The organism is Bradyrhizobium sp. SSBR45G (assembly GCF_030159255.1).
Taxonomy (GTDB): domain Bacteria; phylum Pseudomonadota; class Alphaproteobacteria; order Rhizobiales; family Xanthobacteraceae; genus Bradyrhizobium.
On sequence record NZ_BSCT01000001.1, the window covers coordinates 345,139 to 364,616 of the forward strand.

General features: G+C 66.8%; 14 protein-coding genes. 9 read left to right on the forward strand and 5 right to left on the reverse strand.

Annotated elements, in window-relative coordinates:
- Window positions 1-240 precede the first annotated feature (240 nt).
- Window positions 241-1,809 (forward strand): glycoside hydrolase family 17 protein, encoded by a 1,569-nt coding sequence (locus QQL87_RS01645; RefSeq protein ID WP_502871127.1) that lies wholly within the window; start codon window positions 241-243, stop codon window positions 1,807-1,809.
- Here the strand turns inward: QQL87_RS01645 and QQL87_RS01650 are convergent.
- Both QQL87_RS01650 and QQL87_RS01655 read right to left on the reverse strand, forming a co-directional pair.
- The gene (locus QQL87_RS01650) at window positions 1,769-2,149 is read right to left on the reverse strand and encodes a hypothetical protein (protein WP_284416120.1); all 381 of its coding nucleotides are present in this window, start codon (window positions 2,147-2,149) and stop codon (window positions 1,769-1,771) included. The genes QQL87_RS01645 and QQL87_RS01650 overlap by 41 nt on opposite strands.
- A 108-nt stretch (window positions 2,150-2,257) precedes the next feature.
- A complete protein-coding gene (locus QQL87_RS01655; protein WP_284416119.1) occupies window positions 2,258-3,631 on the reverse strand; it encodes a hypothetical protein in 1,374 nt (457 codons plus the stop codon).
- A gap of 137 nt (window positions 3,632-3,768) precedes the next feature.
- On the opposite strand from QQL87_RS01655, the gene glmU reads away from it, so the two are divergent.
- The gene (glmU, locus tag QQL87_RS01660; RefSeq protein ID WP_284416118.1) at window positions 3,769-5,115 is read left to right on the forward strand and encodes a bifunctional UDP-N-acetylglucosamine diphosphorylase/glucosamine-1-phosphate N-acetyltransferase GlmU; all 1,347 of its coding nucleotides are present in this window, start codon (window positions 3,769-3,771) and stop codon (window positions 5,113-5,115) included.
- Between the two features lie 10 nt (window positions 5,116-5,125).
- Here the strand turns inward: glmU and QQL87_RS01665 are convergent, their stop codons facing one another.
- The gene (locus tag QQL87_RS01665; RefSeq protein WP_284416117.1) at window positions 5,126-5,353 is read right to left on the reverse strand and encodes a hypothetical protein; all 228 of its coding nucleotides are present in this window, start codon (window positions 5,351-5,353) and stop codon (window positions 5,126-5,128) included.
- Between the two features lie 231 nt (window positions 5,354-5,584).
- On the opposite strand from QQL87_RS01665, the gene glmS reads away from it, so the two are divergent.
- The 3 genes from glmS to QQL87_RS01680 all read left to right on the forward strand — a co-directional run bounded on the left by glmS (window position 5,585) and on the right by QQL87_RS01680 (window position 9,389).
- Window positions 5,585-7,411, forward strand: coding sequence for a glutamine--fructose-6-phosphate transaminase (isomerizing) (gene glmS / locus QQL87_RS01670; protein WP_284416116.1), 1,827 nt, complete (start codon window positions 5,585-5,587; stop codon window positions 7,409-7,411).
- A gap of 367 nt (window positions 7,412-7,778) precedes the next feature.
- On the forward strand, window positions 7,779-8,393 hold the full coding sequence (locus QQL87_RS01675; protein ID WP_284416115.1) for a LysE family translocator: 615 nt from the start codon (window positions 7,779-7,781) through the stop codon (window positions 8,391-8,393).
- Between the two features lie 198 nt (window positions 8,394-8,591).
- Window positions 8,592-9,389 carry a DUF502 domain-containing protein gene (locus QQL87_RS01680; protein WP_284416114.1) on the forward strand — a complete coding sequence of 266 codons (798 nt, stop codon included), beginning with the start codon at window positions 8,592-8,594 and terminating at the stop codon, window positions 9,387-9,389.
- A gap of 41 nt (window positions 9,390-9,430) precedes the next feature.
- Here QQL87_RS01680 and QQL87_RS01685 read toward each other — a convergent pair whose 3' ends face one another.
- Window positions 9,431-9,805, reverse strand: a complete 375-nt coding sequence (locus tag QQL87_RS01685; RefSeq protein ID WP_284416113.1) for a VOC family protein — start codon at window positions 9,803-9,805, stop codon at window positions 9,431-9,433.
- A 280-nt stretch (window positions 9,806-10,085) separates the two neighbouring features.
- On the opposite strand from QQL87_RS01685, the gene QQL87_RS01690 reads away from it, so the two are divergent.
- Together QQL87_RS01690 and QQL87_RS01695 are read left to right on the forward strand one after the other, a co-directional pair.
- On the forward strand, window positions 10,086-11,963 hold the full coding sequence (locus tag QQL87_RS01690) for an autotransporter domain-containing protein (RefSeq protein WP_284416112.1): 1,878 nt from the start codon (window positions 10,086-10,088) through the stop codon (window positions 11,961-11,963).
- Window positions 11,964-12,129: 166 nt separating this feature from the next.
- Window positions 12,130-12,981: an NAD(P)-dependent oxidoreductase gene (locus QQL87_RS01695; RefSeq protein WP_284416111.1), complete on the forward strand. Its 852-nt coding sequence runs from the start codon at window positions 12,130-12,132 to the stop codon at window positions 12,979-12,981.
- Between the two features lie 192 nt (window positions 12,982-13,173).
- On the opposite strand, the gene recG is transcribed toward QQL87_RS01695, so the two are convergent.
- On the reverse strand, window positions 13,174-15,276 hold the full coding sequence (gene recG, locus QQL87_RS01700; RefSeq protein ID WP_284416110.1) for an ATP-dependent DNA helicase RecG: 2,103 nt from the start codon (window positions 15,274-15,276) through the stop codon (window positions 13,174-13,176).
- Window positions 15,277-15,474: 198 nt separating this feature from the next.
- Between recG and QQL87_RS01705 the strand changes: the two genes are divergently transcribed.
- Both QQL87_RS01705 and mfd read left to right on the forward strand, forming a co-directional pair.
- The gene (locus QQL87_RS01705; protein ID WP_284416109.1) at window positions 15,475-15,762 is read left to right on the forward strand and encodes an FAD assembly factor SdhE; all 288 of its coding nucleotides are present in this window, start codon (window positions 15,475-15,477) and stop codon (window positions 15,760-15,762) included.
- Window positions 15,762-19,274, forward strand: coding sequence for a transcription-repair coupling factor (mfd, locus tag QQL87_RS01710; protein ID WP_284416108.1), 3,513 nt, complete (start codon window positions 15,762-15,764; stop codon window positions 19,272-19,274). Before QQL87_RS01705 ends, mfd begins: the two co-directional genes overlap by 1 nt.
- Window positions 19,275-19,478: the final 204 nt, after the last annotated feature.

Here is a 19,478-nt window from a genome sequence, read left to right on the forward strand (position 1 = left end):
ACGGGCGGGTCAACCGGAGATTCCCAATGACTGGAATCTCGGATTTTGTCCAGCAACGCCCCAACTTTCTCGCGTCATCGTAAAAGCGGGATTGGCAGCGGGACGCCCGACGCGGTTGGGGGCGCTGCGATCGCCTACTTGGCAGATCGCCGCCGACCGGGTAATCGACACCACCCTGCCTGGAGAACGGAACTGAAATCCCTTCGTACGCCGCTGGCGCTTCTGCTCGTATCCTTGGCTGTGATCGCCGCCGCATGGTGGTGGCTGGCCCAGCCCATCACGCTCGCCCGCGCGCCGATCGAGCTCGATTCGAAGGTGCAATGCGTCTCCTATGCGCCGTTCCGAGGCCAGCAGAGCCCGCTCGATCCGACCACCCATATCGATGCCGAGCAGATTGAGCAGGATCTGGTGCAGCTCGCCAAGATCAGCGAATGCGTGCGCACCTATTCAATCGAGAACGGCCTCGACCAGGTTCCGGCCATCGCCGCCCGGGTCGGCATCAAGGTGATCCAGGGCATCTGGCTCGGCTCCAACAAGCTGAAGAATCAGCAGCAGATCGGCATCGCGGTCGACCTGATCAAGCGCTATCCGCAGGTGATCACCGGCGTCGTGGTCGGCAACGAGGTGCTGCTGCGCGGCGAGATGACCACCGCCGATCTCGCGGCCACCATCCGCAGCGTCAAGGCGCAGGTCCAGGTTCCCGTGACCTACGCCGACGTCTGGGAGTTCTGGCTGCGCAACCGCGAGCTCTACGACATCGTCGACTTCGTGACCGTGCACATCCTGCCTTATTGGGAGGACATGCCGGTGCGCGCGAAATTCGCCGCCTCCCATGTCGACACCATCCGCCAGCAGGTCGGCGTGGCGTTCCCAGGCAAGGAGATCCTGATCGGAGAGACCGGCTGGCCGAGCGAGGGCCGGATGCGCGAGGGCGCGCTGCCGTCGCGCGCCAACCAGGCGCGGGTGGTGTCGGAGATCCTGAGCCTCGCCAAGCGCGAGAATTTCCGCGTCAACCTGATCGAGGCCTATGACCAGCCCTGGAAGCGCAAGCTCGAGGGCACGGTCGGCGGCTATTGGGGCCTGATCAGCGACGACCAGCGGGCGCTGAAATATCCGCCCGGTCAGCCGGTCAGCAACTATCCGCAGTGGAAGCTGCAGATGGGCGGCGGCATGATCCTGTCCTTCGTGGTGTTCCTGGCCGGCTGGCTGACGGTGCGGCGCCGGCCCTGGCCGCCGCACATCTCGGCCTGGCTCGGGGTCGGGATCTCGGCGACCACGGCGGGCGTGCTGTTCGGCATGGCCGCGGACAAGGTGTTCTATGAGAGCCTGGGCTTCGGCGGCTGGCTGCAATGGGGCGGCCTGCTCGCCGCCGGCATGCTGGCCCCGATCCTGTCCGCCAATGCGGCGATGGCCGGCCGGCCGCTGCCGACCTTCCTGGACCTGCTCGGTCCGGCCGACGGCCGCAAGCAGCTCAAGATCACCGCCGTGCTCGGTCTGGTCCTGATCGTCACCGTGCTGATCGCGGCCGAGACGGCGCTCGGCTTCGTGTTCGACCCGCGCTATCGCGACTTCCCGTTTGCCAGCCTGACCATGGCCGTGGTGCCGTTCGCGCTGCTGCTGGCCAACCGGCCGGCACAGGGCGCACGGCCGATCGCGGAGGCGAGCTTTGCCGGGCTGCTCGCGCTCTCCTCGGTCTACGTCATCTACAACGAAGGCCGCGACAACTGGCAGGCGCTGTGGACCTGCGCGATGTACCTGACGCTCGCCGTCACGCTGTGGCGGGCGCGGGCCGTGCAAAGCCGAGGATGAGCAGGCCGATCGCCAGCCCCGACAGCACGATATTGTAGAGCACGATGCCGAGCCCGGCGGCGATCAGCCCGCCGGTCAGCAGCACGATCGACGGCCGCATCACGTGCAGCACCGCGATCACCAGTGCCGTGGCGCCGAACACCGAATTCTTGAACAGCGTGGTCGCGACCGCCCGGCTCTTGCAGGCGAGCGTCTGCAGGCCGGCGTCGCAGGCGAGCGCGACGCTCGACAGCTCGATCGCGAGATAGCGCAGATAGAGGGCGTAGCCGACGGTGACGAAGCCGATGATCAGGAGCCATTGCACCTGATAGGGCGAGAGGCGGAACGGGGTCTTTTTCATGCGCGGGACTATGCTGCGGAACGCCGTCGCGGACAAGCCGCAAAGCCGCTTCGCGGACTGCTTTCACAATCCGCTGTAACCGGCTGTCGCGACCAGATGATTTGAGGCTCAGGAGCGGCGGAAGAACGACGACAGCGCCGACGGCTGCTCGGGCTTCGGCGCCTCGGCCGGCGGGGGCGGCGCGGCAGCCGCCGGCGGCGGTAGCTCCTCACGCTTGCCATGGCGCTGCTGCTGCGCCTGCGGCTGCAGGACGCGGCGGCGCTGCGCCGGAACCGGCTTCTGGACCGGGGGCGCCGTTGCGGCAGGCTTCGACTCGGTGGTGCTGTCCGGCTCCTCGCCGACCGCGAGCCGCTGGCCGTCATAGACGGTCGTCTCACAGGCGCGCTGCGTCTCGGCCAGCGCAGCGCAGATCCGCGCCGCCGCCGCCGCATCGGTCAGCGGCCCGGCGCCGAGCCGCAGCTGCATGCCCGGACCGTTGCGGCCTTCCTTCACCATGATGATCGGCCGGAGCGCAGCCAGCTCAGGATTGCTCTTCGCAAGGCCCCGCCACAGCGCCCGCAGGCCGGGCACGGAATTGGCGCCGCCGAGATCGATGGCGAACTCGGTCTTCTGAATGGCGGTGACCGCATCTGCCGTGTCGCCGCCCTTGGCGAGGGAGGTGTCTGCGGGATCAGCCTTGGCGAGCCTGTCCGAATCGGCCGGCTTGGCCATCGGTTCCGCCGCCGCGGCCCTGTAGCCCGTGGCGACAGCGGCACCCGCCGGCGGAGGCGGAGTCGGCGATGATCCGGCCGCCGGCGAGGGCGAGGCGCCGCCGGAGATCGCAACCGACAGGCCCTTCGCCGCCTCCGGCCTTGTCTTGTCCGGGCTGGCCCCGACGACAGCCGGCGGCGCGGCCGCGCCCGACGGGCCTGCATTCGGGCCAACCGCGGCACCCGGTACGGGCATGAACGGCGACAGATTGCCAAAGGCCGGCAGCGGAGTTGGCGCCGGGGAAACCGCGGGCGCCGGCTGCGGCGTTTGCGACTCGACCGCCGCAATCTGCGGCGCCGGGGCCGGCTTGTTGCCGGCGGGCGGGTTCGCGGCGGACTGACTGCTCTGCTTGGCCAGCGCGCCGGTGACCAGCTCGACATTCTGCTCGAGGATGGTCACACGCCGGTAGAGCTGGTCACGATCGGTATTCAGCGTCTCGATGGCCGCGCCGAGCTGCCGCGCCTCGCCCTGCGTCTCCTTGGCGAGCGACTGCAGCAGCTGCGCCTGGCGTGAGAGATCGGCCGCAGAAATGCGGTCCTTGCGCCATCCCTGCGCGGCCTGATTGGTAAAAATGGCCAGCCCGATGGCGCCGACGGCGCCCGCGCCCCACCATCCGAGCCGCCACATTGCACGGCGATCGAGCTCGTTTTCATCCGCAAACAGTCCGGACAGTGTTCCGCCCGTCTTTTCAGCTCCATTCACGCCGGCTGATTTGTGGGAGTCCCTAGCCATGAACCTGCCTTAATCGAATCACGAAGCGAACATTAACAGGAAAACCAGCATGGGTTTCAGCCGGAGCAGGTTTGCCGCGCGCCGAAAACGATTTATGACAGCGCCTGTTGCGCGTTCCGCTATCTCCAGGGTGTTTGATGACCGCTCGATCCAGTCTGACCATCGTGCTTGCGGCAGGCGAGGGCACGCGGATGCGCTCGAACATCCCGAAAGTGCTGCATCCGATCGCCGGCGAATCCCTGCTCGCCCATGTGCTGGCGGCGGCGCCGAGCGGCGACGGCGCCCGGATCGCGGTCGTGGTCGGGCCAGAGCACGACGCGGTCGAGAAGGAGACAAGGCGCCTGCGCCCCGACGCCGAGATCTTCGTTCAGCGCGAGCGGCTCGGCACCGCGCATGCGGTGCTGGCCGCGCGAGAGGCGATCGCGCGCGGCGCCGACGATCTTCTCGTGGCCTTCGGCGACACCCCGCTGATCACCGCCGACACATTCGCACGGCTGCGGGCGCCGCTGGCGCAGGGCGCGGCGCTGGCCGTGCTCGGCTTCCAGGCGGCCGATCCGACCGGCTATGGGCGCCTGCTGCTGGACGGCTCGAAGCTGGTTGCGATCCGCGAGCATGCCGACGCCAGCGAAGCGGAGCGGGCGATCACGCTGTGCAACGCCGGTGTGATGGCGATGAATGGCCGGCATGCGCTGGCCGTTCTCGACAAGATCGGCAACGCCAACAGCAAGGGCGAGTATTATCTGGTCGACGCCGTTGCCATCGCGCGCGAGCAGGGCCTCGCGGCGGTCGTGATCGAGACCTCCGAGGACGAGGTGCGCGGCATCAACACCAAGGCGCAGCTTGCTGCGGCCGAGGCCGTGATGCAGACACGGCTGCGGCAGGCGGCAATGGACGCCGGCGTCACCCTGATCGCTCCGGAGACGGTCTATCTGGCTGCGGACACGACGTTCGGCAGGGATGTCACCATCGAGCCGTTCGTGGTGATCGGCCCCGGCGTCTCGATCGGCGATGGCGCGATCGTGCATTCGTTCTCGCACATCGTGCAGTCCAGACTCGGCCGTAACACCCTGCTTGGACCGTTCGCGCGGCTCAGGCCGGGCACGTCGCTCGGTGACGGCGCCAAGATCGGCAATTTCGTCGAGGCCAAGGCCGCGGTGCTGGAGGCGGGCGTCAAGGTCAACCACCTGTCCTATATCGGCGACGCCCATGTCGGCGCCCATTCCAACATCGGCGCCGGCACCATCACCTGCAATTATGACGGCTTCAACAAGCACAAGACTGTCATCGGCGAGGGCGCCTTCATCGGCACCAACACGTCGCTGGTGGCGCCGATCAACATCGGCGCGCGCGCCTATATCGGCTCCGGCTCGGTGATCACGCGCGACGTGCCCGACGATGCGCTGGCGCTCGAGCGCAGCCCGCAGACGACGCGCGAAGGCGCCGCGGCGCGCTTCCGCAGCGCCAAGCAGCGCCAGAAGAAGTAAGGCTGACGGCTCAGCCTTCGTCGTCCTGGAACTCGGCGAACATCTCGCGGGTCAGCCGCCAGCCGCGGCGGGTGGCGTGCTTGACCGGCTCGTTGGTCCGATGCTTGATCGGCATCGGCTTGAGCTCGTGGGCGAGGGTCGGCGGCGGCCAATGCGCCAGATGGCTGCCTGAGGTGGGGTGGGATAGGCTGAGCGAGCTCGTGCCTTTGGGATCAGATGGGCGACGGGTGGTGGTCATGGCAGCATCTCCGACGCAACAGTCTCTGCGCGAAAGCGTTGACCGGACGTTAAGTCCATTCCGAATGAGACCTCCGCATCGAGCCGGAGTTGCGTAGCCGTCCGCGCGATGAAGGCGTCCACTTAACCCTGTCGCAATCCGCAATAATTATTGAATCCTGAAAGCGCGCGGTTTTCGTTAAGACATTGCCACGCATTTGAATCTCTCTCGACGATTTGGGGACTAGCGCTGATGTGCGGAATTGTCGGCATTTTGGGACGCGGACCCGTCGCCGAGCAGTTGGTCGACTCGCTGAAGCGGCTCGAATATCGCGGTTATGATTCTGCCGGCGTAGCGACGCTTGAAGGCGGCGTACTGGAACGCCGTCGCGCAGAAGGTAAACTAAAGAATCTCGAAGCCAGGCTTCAGGCGCAGCCGCTCAAGGGCTTCACCGGCATTGGTCACACGCGCTGGGCGACGCATGGCAAGCCGACCGAGAACAACGCGCATCCGCATGCGACCGATCGCGTTGCGGTCGTCCACAACGGCATTATCGAAAATTTCCACGAGTTGCGTGCAGCCCTTCAAAAGAAGGGAACTGTATTCGCAACAGAAACGGATACTGAGATCGTCGTGCATCTTGTCGACGATCTCCTCAGCCAGGGTGTTGCGCCGGTAGAGGCCGTGCGCGAGACGTTGTCGAAACTCAAGGGCGCTTTCGCACTCGGATTCATCTTCGCAGGTCAGGACGATCTTCTTATCGGCGCACGCAACGGCCCTCCGCTGGCGGTCGGCTACGGCAGTGGCGAGATGTATCTCGGATCGGACGCGATTGCGCTCGGACCCTTCACTGACAACATCAGCTATCTTGAGGACGGCGACTGGGTAGTTCTGACCCACAAGGGTGCGACCGTTTATGACCGCAACAATGCGGTCGTTGATCGCGAGATCGTCAAGCACGGTCCTTCGACCTCGCTGGTCGACAAGGCCAACTACCGCCACTTCATGGCCAAGGAGATTCACGAGCAGCCGGAGGTCGTCGGCCACACCCTGGCGCGCTATGTCGACATGGGCACCGAGCGCGTGATGCTGCCGGCGCGGCTGCCGTTCGACTTCAAGGACATCCAGCGCATCTCGATCACCGCCTGCGGCACTGCGAGCTATGCCGGCTTCGTCGCAAAGTACTGGTTCGAGCGCTTCGCGCGCGTGCCGGTCGAACTCGACGTCGCCTCGGAGTTCCGCTACCGCGAGGCGCCGCTGCGCAAGGGCGATCTCGCCATCTTCATCTCGCAGTCCGGCGAGACCGCCGACACGCTGGCGGCGCTGCGCTACGCGAAATCACAGGGCGTGCACACGCTCTCCGTCGTCAACGTGCCGACCTCGACGATCGCGCGCGAGAGCGAGATCGTGATGCCGACCTTGGCGGGTCCCGAGATCGGCGTCGCCTCGACCAAGGCGTTCACCTGCCAGCTGATGGTGCTCGCGGCGCTGGCGATCGCGGCCGGCCGCGGCCGCGGCGAATTGTCGGAGGCTGACGAGACCAAGCTGGTGCACGGACTCGTCGAGGTGCCGCGCCTGATTGCTTCTGCGCTGACGGTCGAGCCGCAGATCGAGAAGCTCGCCCGCGAGATCGCGAAGTCGAAGGACGTGCTCTATCTCGGCCGTGGCACCTCCTATCCGCTGGCGCTCGAAGGCGCGCTGAAGCTGAAGGAGATCTCCTACATCCATGCCGAGGGCTATGCCGCCGGCGAGCTCAAGCACGGCCCGATCGCGCTGATCGACGAGACCATGCCGGTCGTCGTGATCGCGCCCTATGACCGGGTGTTCGAGAAGACGGTGTCGAACATGCAGGAAGTCGCTGCGCGCGGCGGCAACATCATCCTGATGACCGACGCCAAGGGCGCGGAGGAGGCGACCGTGGACTCGCTGGTCACGATCGTCATGCCCGACATGGCCGCGACGTTCACCCCGATCGTCTACGCCATCCCGGTGCAGCTGCTCGCCTATCACACGGCCGTGGTGATGGGCACTGACGTCGACCAGCCGCGCAATCTGGCGAAGTCGGTCACGGTGGAATAGGGCGCTGTCGTCCGGCGATGCTCTCGCATCGCCTGACGACGCCGTGAGTTGCGAGGCTGCCTCCGCCCATTCGGTGTCATCCCGGCGAACGCCGGGATCCATAACCACCGCACGCCGTGGCCGGCAATGCTGGCAACTCCAGCGTGCCTCACACCGCCTTTCGGGAGTATGGGTCCCGGATCTGCGCCCGCCAACGCGGTCGCGTTGTCGGGCTTGTCCGGGACGACGACCGAGTTTGGCCGGCTTGCAGCGGAGCTCAAGCGATCGCACGGCAGCCCCGCTTGCCATCCGTTCAACAATCCGACATCAGCGTCTGGCGACGACCCCGGCAGCGGATCGGTCGGTCCGCTGCAACATGGCGATCTCGATGGCCCTCGACACCTGGCTGCTGTTTCTGCTCACGAGCATCGGCATTTCGCTCACGCCGGGGCCGAACGGCCTGCTCGCCCTGACCCACGGCGCGCTGCATGGCGGACGCAAGACGTTGTTCACGATCGTGGGCAGCCTGATCGGGTTCGTCCTGATCATCGCGCTCTGCCTGTTCGGCATCGGCGCCCTGGTGCAATCCTCGATCACCTGGCTGGTGGTCCTGAAGTGGATCGGCGGGCTCTATCTCGCCTGGCTCGGCATCAGGCTGTGGCGATCACCGCCGGTGGCGGTCGACGTCGGCGATGCGCCCGTCTCGGCGAGCGGGCATGCGCTGTTCCGTCAGGGCTTCCTGACCGCGGCGACCAACCCGAAATGCCTGCTGTTCTTCAGCGCCCTGTTGCCGCAATTCATCGACCCCGATCGCAGCCTGGCGGTTCAGTTCGCCATCGTGGCCACCACCTATACGATCACGGAGTTCGTGACCGAATATGCCATCGCCAGCGCGGCCGCCCGGGTTCGCCCCTGGCTCGCGCGGGTGGGACGGCGTTTCAACCAGGTCTGCGGCGGCATCTTCGTGGCCGTTGGTCTGGCCCTGCCGCTGCGCAGCGCCTGATCCCGCAGATCGCGGTCTTGAAGCGGCTCCGCGCCGCAGGAGGGGCCCGAAAACGGCCGTCACCGCCCCGGTTTTCCGACACCCTGCCGGCCCGCCACAGGCAGAGGCAAAGCGCGCGGTGTGTCGGAAAGTGGGCCTTGCCCTTCCAAAAATCTGCTAAGACCCTTACCTGAGCCTTGATCCGATCCGGAAGTGCGCATGAGTTCCCGCGACGACCTGCCGCCTGAGACCCATCCTCTGACCGAACCGCCGGCCGAGACGCCCCATCACGGGGTGATGTTTCGGTTTCGCAACTATTTTTTGACCGGCCTCGTCGTCGCAGGCCCGGTCGCGATCACCCTCTACATCACCTGGTGGTTCGTGACCTGGGTCGACGGGCTGGTCCGGCCGTTCGTTCCGCTGGCCTACCGGCCGGAGACCTATCTCCCGTTCGGCGTGCCGGGCTCCGGCTTGATCGTCGCCGTCATCGGCCTCACGCTGCTCGGCTTCCTCACCGCGAACCTGATCGGCCGCACCTTGGTCGATCTCGGCGAGCGGCTGCTCGGCCGCATCCCGGCGGTGCGCGCGATCTATCGCGGCCTCAAGCAGGTGTTCGAGACGCTGTTCTCCGGCAAGGGCTCCAGCCTGCGCCGCGTCGGCCTGGTCGAGTTTCCCTCGCCCGGGATGTGGTCGATCGTGCTGATCTCGCAGCCGCCGAGCGTGGAGATCGCAAACCGGCTGCCCGGCGACGACGAGCAGATCTCGGTGTTCCTGCCGTGCGCCCCGAACCCGACCACCGGCTTCTTCTTCTATCTGCCGAAGAGCAAGATCATCGAGGTCGACATGAGCGCCGAGGATGCGGCGACCTTGATCATGTCCTGCGGCGTGGTGCAGCCGGGTTCCGATCCGCAGAAGAAGGCCACGGCGCTCGCCAGCATGGCCAACGCCGCGCGTATCGCCAACGGCCAGGCCCAGCAGGCCCCGCGCCTGGAGCCGGAAACAGCCAAAGCGGACTAGACAAGGCGGACCAAGTCCGTGGCGTGGGACGCGGGCCCCCGCTAAGCGGCGTCCTGCGGCACGAACACGCGCAGCCGGTGCCCGTCGGGATCGAGCGCCACGAAGGTGGTGCCGAAATCCATCCGCGTCGGCGGTTGCACGATCTGCAGGCCGCGACTCCTCCAGTCATCATGGATCTTTTCGACCTCGCCGGGATCGGCGACCGTGAACGCGACCTCGCTGAAGCCGGCCGCGCCGGCGGCCGCGGGCTCCACCGTGTGCCGCGACCATAATCCCAGCATCACGCCCTCGCGCAGCGGCAGCATCGCAAAGGTCGGGGACTGCTCGATGACGGGACGGCCAAGCAGGTCGGCATAGAAGGCCGCGCTGGCGGGCGGGTTGTCGACATAGAGGATCAGGAAGCTGAACTCGGGCATGTGTTGCTCTCCGGTGACGGCGCCGGCAGCGGCGCGCGTCCAAGAGCACTAGCCGAGCCCCATGCCAGATCCTGTCAGCAGTCGCTGAGCTTGCTCCATGTCCACGACCCGTGCGCCGAGCGGGCCGATGTGCGCATGGCGGCGCTTTTGCGCTGCATGATGGTGCGTGAAAGGCACAGCCGACAGCGGTCTCGTTCCTACAACCGCAAGGCGGTGGTTTTCCCGTCAGTCACCATGGAAACATCGCGCAAACAAATATGAGGCGTAGGGGGAGCGTGGAATGAGGTCTGTGAGCAGAACGGCGTTGTGGTGTGCCGTCGCGGTGTCGGGAACGTTGCTGCAGCTGATGCATCCGGCTTCGGCGCAAACGAACTACACGCGGATTCAGGCCTTCGGCGACAGCTATGCCGACACGGGCAATCTCTGGACCTACACCGGCGGCGCGGGCAAGCTGCCGCTCTATCCGACCGGGCGCTTCAGCGGCGGCACCAATTTCGTCGACACGACCTCGGCGCTGCTCGGCATTCCCCAGCTCAACTACGCCATCGGCGGCGCCATGGCCGGCAACACCAACGTGGTCGCGCCCGGCATTCCCGGCTTCTTCCAGGAATGGAGCGGCCTGACCGGCTTCTCCGGCAAGATCTCGTCGACCGACCTGGTCGAGATCTCGGTCGGCGGCAATGATGCGCGGGCCTATTACCGTGCCGGCGGCACGCTGGCGGGAGCGCCGACCGCCGCCGCCGTGACGGCGCAGCAGGCGATGGCTGGCATCAACGCGCTGGTCGGCGACGGCGCGCGCACCATCGTGTTCACCGTCGGCGATGTCAGCACGCTGCCGGAGGCCATCGGCAATGCCAACGCCGCAGCCGGCAAGTCCTACAGCACGACCTACAACGGCCTGATGCAGGCATCACTTGCCGGCATCGCCCGCAACGGCGTGCGCGTCGAATATGTCGACACCGGCCTGGTCGGCACGCTGATCCAGGCCAATCCATCGCGCTATGGCTTCAGCAGCTTCGCCTGCACGGTTGCCTGCATCGGCAATACGGCCTTGCAGTATCAGTCGCTGTTCTATGTCGACGGCGTGCACCTGACCTCGCACGGCTTCGAGGTGCTGGGCCAATACATCGTCAACCGCCTCAACGCGCCGCTGACCTTCGCGCCGCAGGGTGAGGTGGCGTCGATCTCGGCGATGGGCTTTGCCTCGACGCTGATCGGCAAGCTCGACATGTTCCGCGAAACCACCGGCTTCGCGCCATCGACCATGAACTCGTTCGCCGCCGTGACCAAGGCGCCTTATGCCAAGGCGCCGCCGCTCGCGCCCGCCAGCCCGTGGTCGTTCTACATGCAGGGCAATGGCGGTCTCAGCAATCGCCAGGGCAACGTCGCTTCCAACGGCTTCAATCTCGACAGCATCGGCGGCACCATCGGTGTCGACTACCGGCTGTCGGCCAACGCCCTGGTCGGCGCCGCGTTCGACTACTCCAATCCGAAGGCCAAGCTGTTCAACAATGCCGGCACCACCGATGCCAACTCCTATCAGCTCGGCGTCTACGGCGTCTGGGCCAACAGCAATCTGTTCGCCGAAGGCCTCGCCACCATCGGCAAGCAGGACTATCGCAATACGCGCCTGGGCGTCGTCGACACCATCACCTCGGCTCCCGGCGGTACGACCTTCGTTGCCGCGGCCAAGGCCGGCTATCTGTTCGATGCCGGCACGGCCAAGATGGGACCGATCGGCGGCCTGACCTATGCGCGCGCCCGCGTCGACGGCTTCACCGAGTCCGGCGATCCCGCACTGACGCTCACGGTCGGCCCGCAGACCGCCGAGACCCTGATCGGCAGCATCGGCGTGCAGCTGCGCACCCCGTTCCAGGTGCAGGGCGCGACCGTGCATCCGTACCTGAACCTGACGCTCGACGACGATCTGATCGGCAACGGCCGCCTGATCCAGTACAGCGCGACCTCGGCGCCGCTGATCGTCAACAACTGGAACGTTCCGAGCGGCACCTCGCACAACGTCTATGGCCGGATCAGCTCCGGCATCGTGGCGCCGTTCTGGAGCAATGTGGCGCTGACGGCGACCGTGTCGCGCACCATCGGGCGCACCGGCGGCGACGACTTCTACGGCAGTGGAGGACTGAAGATCTCGTTCTGAGGTCAGCTGCGGCGGCCAGCGCTCTTGGGGGCTCTAAGGGGGGCGGCGCTGATGTTGCAGCCAAGGCGAGGGCAGCCCGGAAGGGCTGCCCTTCGTTTTCGCGCCTTCTGTTTTGTCATCGGCTGCGCATAGTCTTCGGGACCGTTCCAGGAATCGGAGTCCATCCATGCCTCCCAGCATTGCCGTCATCGCCCCCGGCGCCATGGGCAGCGCCATCGCCGCACGCCTCGTGGAGCATGGCTGCAAGGTGCTGACCCTGCTCGAGGGACGCAGTGCGGCGACGCGGGCGAGGGCGGCCGCGTCCGGCATGGTCGGCGCCAGCGAGTCCGAGATCGCCAATGCCGACATCATCCTGTCGATCGTGCCGCCGGGCGAGGCGGTGGCGCTCGCCGAGCAGCTCGCGACCGTGATCAACCGCAACGCCAAGAAGCCGGTCATCGTCGACTGCAACGCCGTCAACGTCGAGACCATCCGAAGGATCGAGGACATCGTGCTGTCCTCGGGTGCGCGGCTGGTCGATGCCGCCATCATCGGCCTGCCGCCGAAGCCCGGGGCGAAAGGGCCTGCGCTGTATGTCAGCGGCGATGCGGCGGCGGATGTGAGCGTGCTGGGGCAGCTCGGGCTCGACCTGCGTCGGATCGAAGGACCGATCGGCGCCGCCTCCGCGCTGAAGATGTCCTATGCCGGCATCAACAAGGGCCTGACCGGGTTAGGGGCCGCAATGGTGCTGGCCGCGACGCGGGCCGGCGCTGCGGACGCGCTGCGTGACGAGCTCGCGCTCAGCCTGCCGCACGTCCAGGCTCGTCTCGCCAACTCGCTGCCGGACATGCTGCCAAAGGCCTATCGCTGGGTCGCCGAGATGCGCGAGATCGCGGGCTTCCTGGGGCCGGATCATCCGGCCGCGCTGATCTACGAAGGTTTTGCGCGGCTGTTCGAGCATATCGCGACGGACGTGCAGGGGCAGGGCACCGACGCGGCGCAGCTTGTCGCTTTTGCCGAGAGTTGCAAGGCGAAGTAGACCATCTCGGCTTGTCGTCCCGGGCAAGCCACGATGCGCGATAGCACGTCGCGGCGTCGACCCGGGACCCATACTCCGCGGCGGCTGTGATTTGCGAGCAGGACAACGCGCCTGCGTTGAACTATTCCCTGGGGTTATGGGTCCCGGCTCAAGGCCGGGACGACAGTGGAGTTCGTTGATGCAATGACGCGATCACCCCGCCGTCAGCAGCGGGATCGCCTCGTCGCGTTCGTACAGATACAGCAGGCAGCGCAGCGCATCGCTGCGCGGGCCCTTCAGCTTGGGATCCTCTTTCAGGATCCGCAGCGCCTCGTCGCGGGCCTGGGTGATCAGCTGGGCGTGCACCTCGGGGCGGGCGATGCGATAGCCGGGCAGGCCGCTCTGGCGAATGCCGAGCACGTCGCCTTCGCCACGCAGCTTGAGATCCTCCTCGGCGATGCGGAAGCCGTCGGTAGTCTCTCTGATCACGGCGAGCCGCGCCTTCGACATCTGCCCGAGCGGCTCGTGATAGAGCAGGATGCAGGTCGACGCCTCCGAGCCGCGGCCGATGCGGCCGCGCAGCTGGTGCAATTGCGCCAGCCCGAAGCGCTCGGCATTCTCGATCACCATGATGCTGGCGGCGGGCACGTCGACGCCGACCTCGACGACGGTGGTTGCGACCAGCAGGCGCAGCTCATGCGTCGCGAAGCGGCCCATGACGTCGTCCTTCTCGCTGCCCTTCATCTTGCCGTGGACGAGGCCGACCTTGTCGCCGAAGCGCTCGCGCAGGCTCTCGAACCGGTCGGTCGCATTGGTGAGGTGATCGATGCCCTCGGCCTCGGATTCCTCGACCAGCGGGCAGATCCAATACACCAGCTTGCCGGCATCGAGCGCGCGGCCGACGGCGTCGATCACTTCGCCGCGCCTGATGTCGGCGACCGCGCGGGTGTCGATCGGCTGGCGGCCGGCCGGCTTCTCGCGCAGCTCGGAAATGTCCATGTCGCCGAAATAGGTCAGCACGAGCGTGCGCGGGATCGGCGTCGCCGAGAGCACCAGCACGTCGACGGCCTCGCCCTTCGACGTCAGTGCGAGACGCTCGCGCACGCCGAAGCGATGCTGCTCGTCGACGATGGCGAGCGCCAGCGATTTGAAGATCACATCGTCCTGGATCAGCGCGTGGGTGCCGATGAGGACATCGATCTCGCCGGCTTCGAGCCGGGCGAGGATGTCGCGGCGCTCCTTGCCCTTCTCGCGGCCGGTCAGGATCGCCGCCCGCATCCCGGCGCGCTCGGCGAGCGGCGTGATCGTCTTGGCATGCTGCCGCGCCAGGATCTCGGTCGGCGCCATCAGCGCCGCCTGCTTGCCCGCTTCCGCCACGGCCGCAGCGGCGAGCAGCGCCACGACAGTCTTGCCCGAGCCGACGTCGCCCTGCAGCAGCCGCAGCATGCGCACCGGCTTTTCGAGATCGGCGGCGATCGCCGCCATGGCCTGAGCTTGCGAATTCGTCAGCGCATAGGGCAGGGCATCGATGATCTTGTGGCGTAGATGGCCGTCGCCGGCATGGCGGTTGCCCGCTGGGCGGCGCAATTGCGCCCGCACCAGCGCCAGCGCCAATTGGCCGGCGAGCAGCTCGTCGAAGGCGAGCCGCGACCAGAACCGGTTCTCCGGCAGGATGTCCGTCAGTTCCTGAGGGACATGGACGCGCGTGAGCGCCTCCTTCAGCGGCGGGAAGTTGCAGCGGCTGAGCACCTCGGGGCTGATCCATTCCGGCAAGTCGGGCAGCTTGGTCAGCGCCAATGCGATCGCCCGCCGCAGCGAGCCGAGCGCGAGTCCCTCGGTCAGCGGATAGACCGGGTCGATTCCTGACAGCTTGGCAAAGGCGGCTTCGTCGAGGATGGGGTGAGGATGGACGATCTGCGGGATACCGTCATACATCTGCACGGTGCCGGAGACGTAGCGCTTGGCGCCGACCGGCAGGATCTTCTCGATATAGTCGCCCTTGGGACGGAAGAACGTCAGCACGACGTCGCCGGTCTCGTCGCTGGCGTAAACCAGATAGGGCGCGCGCGCGTTGCGCGACGGACGGTGGCGGTCGACCGTGACTTCGAGCGTCACCACGGTTCCGGCCGCGGCGTCGCGGACCTTGGGCCGGTGACGGCGGTCGATCACGCTGGCCGGCAGATGCAGCAGCAGGTCGACCACGCGCGGCGTCTCGCTGCAGCTGAGCAGGTAGCGCAGCAGCTTGTCCTGCTTCGGCCCGACCCCCGACAGGGTGGTGACCGGTGCAAACAGCGGATTGAGGATGGCAGGACGCATGGGCCGAACACTTAAAGCGGTTTGGCGGTCGGAATACCCGGCCCCGGGCAGACATCCACCTGTTTTTTCGTTCGTTACGGAGGGCGGGACATGCCGGTCCTGCGTCGGATAAGGGCTGACAGGGCCCCGCAGCGCCGCTATATCGAGCCCGCCCGGCACCGTCCGGGCTTTTGGCGTTGTATTGGAGCAGGATTTTCGATGACTGGGACCACCCGATCGAGCCAAGGCCTCGATGACCGCCGCAAGCGGCTGCTGTTCCACTGCTGGCACCGCGGCACGCGGGAGATGGACCTGATTCTGGGGCGGTTCGCAGATGCCGAGATCGGCACGCTCTCGGACCAGGAGGTGGCGGAGCTTGAGGAACTGCTCGAGATTCCCGATGCCGACCTCTACGCCGCCGTGACGGGCGCCCAGCCGCTGCCGCCCCAGCGGGCCAGTGCCTTGTTCGAGCGGATCAAGTCCTTCCCCGTGGCGGACGCCGATTGATGAAGAGCCCGGTCAAGTCGCCTGCCGAGCACCTCGCGCCGGGGCGCGCACTCACGCTCGCCAACGTCGCCGAGGGCGCCGAAGGCCTCGTCGTCTCGGATCTGGCGCGCGCGGTCGCGGCCAAGCCGAAGCCGCCGGCGGTCAGCCTCGCCGTGGTCTGCCGCGACGGCGCGCGGATGCAGCAGCTGGCGCGGGCGCTCGATTTCTTCGCTCCCGACCTGCCGGTCATGCAGTTCCCGGCCTGGGACTGCCAGCCCTATGATCGCGTCTCGCCACATGGCGGCATCCTGGCCCAGCGCGTGACCACTTTGGCGCGGCTGTCGCGCTTGGCCGGCAGCGACAAGCCGCTGATCGTGCTGACCACCGTCAACGCCATCCTGCAGCGGGTGCCAGCGCGCGACACCATGGCGGGGCAGGCGCTGTCGGTCGCGCCGGGCCATGTCGTGCCGATGGACTCGGTGATCGCCTGGCTGGAGCACAACGGCTACCACCGCTCCTCGACGGTGCGCGAGAGCGGCGAATATGCCGTCCGCGGCGGCATCCTCGATCTGTTCCCGGCCGGCCTCGACCAGCCGGTCCGTTTCGACTTCTTCGGCGACAGCCTGGAATCGATCCGCACCTTCGATGCCGAGACCCAGCGCACCATGCTCGACATGCGCTCGCTCGACTTGGTGCCGGTGTCGGAATTCCAGCTCGTCACCGACACCATCCGCCGTTTCCGCATGGGCTATGTCGCCGAGTTCGGCGCGCCCGAGCGCGACGATGCGCTGTATGAGGCCGTCAGCGAAGGCCGCCGCTATCCCGGCATGGAGCACTGGCTGCCGCTGTTCCACGACAAGATGGAGACGTTGTTCGACTATCTGCCGCACACGCCCATCGTGATCGAGCCGCAGGGCGAGGACGCTGCGCGCGAGCGCTTCAAGCAGATCATCGACTATTACGATGCACGCCGCGAGGCGATGGAGCATCCCGGCGGCGGCGCGATCTACAAGCCGTTGACGGTCAATCGGCTGTATCTGACGTCGTCCGAGTGGGCCGAGCGGCTCGCTTCCGTGCCGCTGGCGCGGATGACGCCTTTCGCAGTGCCGGAAGGCACTGGTGTCGTCGACATCGGCGCGCGGCAGGGCCGCAACTTTGCGCCGGAACGCAACGACGCCGCCGTCAACGTGTTCGAGGCTGTCGTGGCGCATGTGCAGGCGCTGCAGTCGGTGCGCAAGAAGGTCGTCATCGCGCTGTGGAGCGAGGGCTCGCGCGACCGCATGGCCAGCATGTTGAAGGACCACAAGCTGATCCACGTCACCAGCGTCAACACCTGGCGCGTGGTGCAGGCGACGCCGCGCAACGAGACCATGCTGGCGCTGCTCGGCCTGGAGTCCGGCTTCGAGACCGACCAGATCGCGGTCATCTCCGAGCAGGATATTCTCGGCGACCGCCTGGTGCGGCCGCGCCGGGCGAGCCGCAAGCTCGACAACTTCATCTCGGAGGTCACGAGCCTAGGCGTTGGCGACATCGTCGTCCATGTCGACCATGGCATCGGCCGTTTCGTCGGCCTGCAGACGCTCGAGGTCGCCGGCGCGCCGCATGACTGTCTCGAATTGCGCTATGCCGGCGAGACCAAGCTGTATCTGCCGGTCGAGAATATCGAGCTGCTGTCGCGCTACGGCTCCGACCAGACCAGTGTCGAGCTCGACAAGCTCGGCGGCTCGGGCTGGCAGACCCGCAAGGCCAAGCTGAAGAACCGCATCCGCGAGATGGCTGGCGAGCTGATCAAGATCGCCGCCGAGCGCATGCTGCACGAGGCGCCGAAGCTGCCGGTGCAGGCCGGCCTCTACGACGAGTTCTGCGCGCGCTTCCCCTATGACGAAACCGAGGACCAGCTCGGTGCCATCCAGGCGACGCTCGCTGATCTCGAAGCGGGACGTCCGATGGACCGGCTGGTCTGCGGCGACGTCGGCTTCGGCAAGACCGAGGTGGCGCTGCGGGCAGCCTTCGCGGTCGCGCTCGAAGGCAAGCAGGTCGCGGTCGTGGTCCCGACCACGCTGCTGGCGCGACAGCATGCGAAGAACTTCAGCGAGCGCTTCCAGGGTTTTCCGGTCAATGTGGCGCAGGCCTCGCGCCTGGTCAGCACCAAGGAGCTCAACCAGGTCAAGAAGGGCCTCGCCGACGGATCGGTCGACATCGTCGTCGGCACCCATGCGCTACTCGGCAAGGCGATCAAGTTCCGCGACCTCGGCCTCGTCATCGTCGACGAGGAGCAGCATTTCGGCGTCAGCCACAAGGAGCGGCTGAAGCAGCTCCGCGCCGAGGTGCACGTATTGACCTTGTCGGCGACGCCGATCCCACGCACTTTGCAGCTGGCGCTGAGCGGCGTACGCGAGCTGTCGATCATCGCGTCCCCGCCGGTCGATCGCCTCGCCGTGCGCACCTTCGTGGCCCCGCATGATCCCGTGATGATCCGCGAGGCGCTGCTGCGCGAGCGCTATCGTGGCGGCCAGGCGTTCTACGTGGTGCCGCGCATCGACGATCTCGCCGAGGTCAAGGAGTTCCTCGACAAGACCGTGCCGGAGATGAAGGTCGCGGTCGCCCACGGCCAGATGGCGCCGACGGTCATCGAGGACATCATCTCGGCGTTCTATGACGGCAAGTTCGACATCCTGCTGTCGACCACGATCGTGGAGTCCGGCCTCGACATTCCCCGCGCCAACACGCTGATCGTGCACCGCGCCGACATGTTCGGCCTCGCGCAGCTCTATCAGCTGCGCGGCCGCGTCGGCCGCTCCAAGCTGCGCGCCTATGCGCTGTTCACCCTGCCGACGCACAAGATCAGTGCCCAGGCCGAGAAGCGCCTCACCGTGCTGCAGTCGCTGGAGACGCTGGGGGCCGGCTTCCAGCTCGCCAGTCACGATCTCGACATCCGCGGCGCCGGCAATCTGCTCGGCGACGAGCAGTCCGGCCACATCAAGGAGGTCGGGTTCGAACTCTATCAGTCGATGCTGGAGGAGGCGATCGAGAACCTCAAGGCCGGCGTCACCGAGCCAACCGTCGACCGCTGGTCGCCGCAGATCACGATCGGCATGCCCGTGCTGATTCCGGAGGACTATGTCTCCGATCTCTCGGTGCGGCTGTCGCTGTATCGCCGGCTCGCCGATCTCGAGACCGACGACGAGATCGACAATTTCGCCGCCGAACTGCGCGACCGCTTCGGCAAGCTGCCGGACGAGACGCGCTATCTGTTCAAGGTCGCCGCGATCAAGAACTACTGCCGCCGGGCCAATGTCGAAAAGGTCGATGCCGGCCCGAAGGGCGCCGTCATCGCCTTCCGCGACAACAGCTTCGCCTATCCCGACCGCCTCGTCGCCTTCATCAAGCGCCACGGCCAGGCCGCCAAGGTGCGCCCCGACATGAAGGTGGTGTTCCTGCAGCTCTGGGAGACGCCGGAGGAGCGGCTGGCGGGCACGACGGATATTCTGAAGGAACTGGCGGAGCTCGCGGAGAAGAAGAAGGCGGCGTAGTCAGCTTCTGCTCTCGATCGCTGGCGCGCAGCCGGGCGTCGTCCGCCCGGCTGATGCTGTCGGCTACAGCAACTTTCAGCGCAGCTGCCAGCCGAAATGCAGCGCGAAGCTGGCGACGAGGAAGACCGAGACGATCGCGACCACGCTCACCCAGTCGGTCTCATCGCGTGATTGTCTGTTTTGCATCGCGCAACGCTCCGTTTT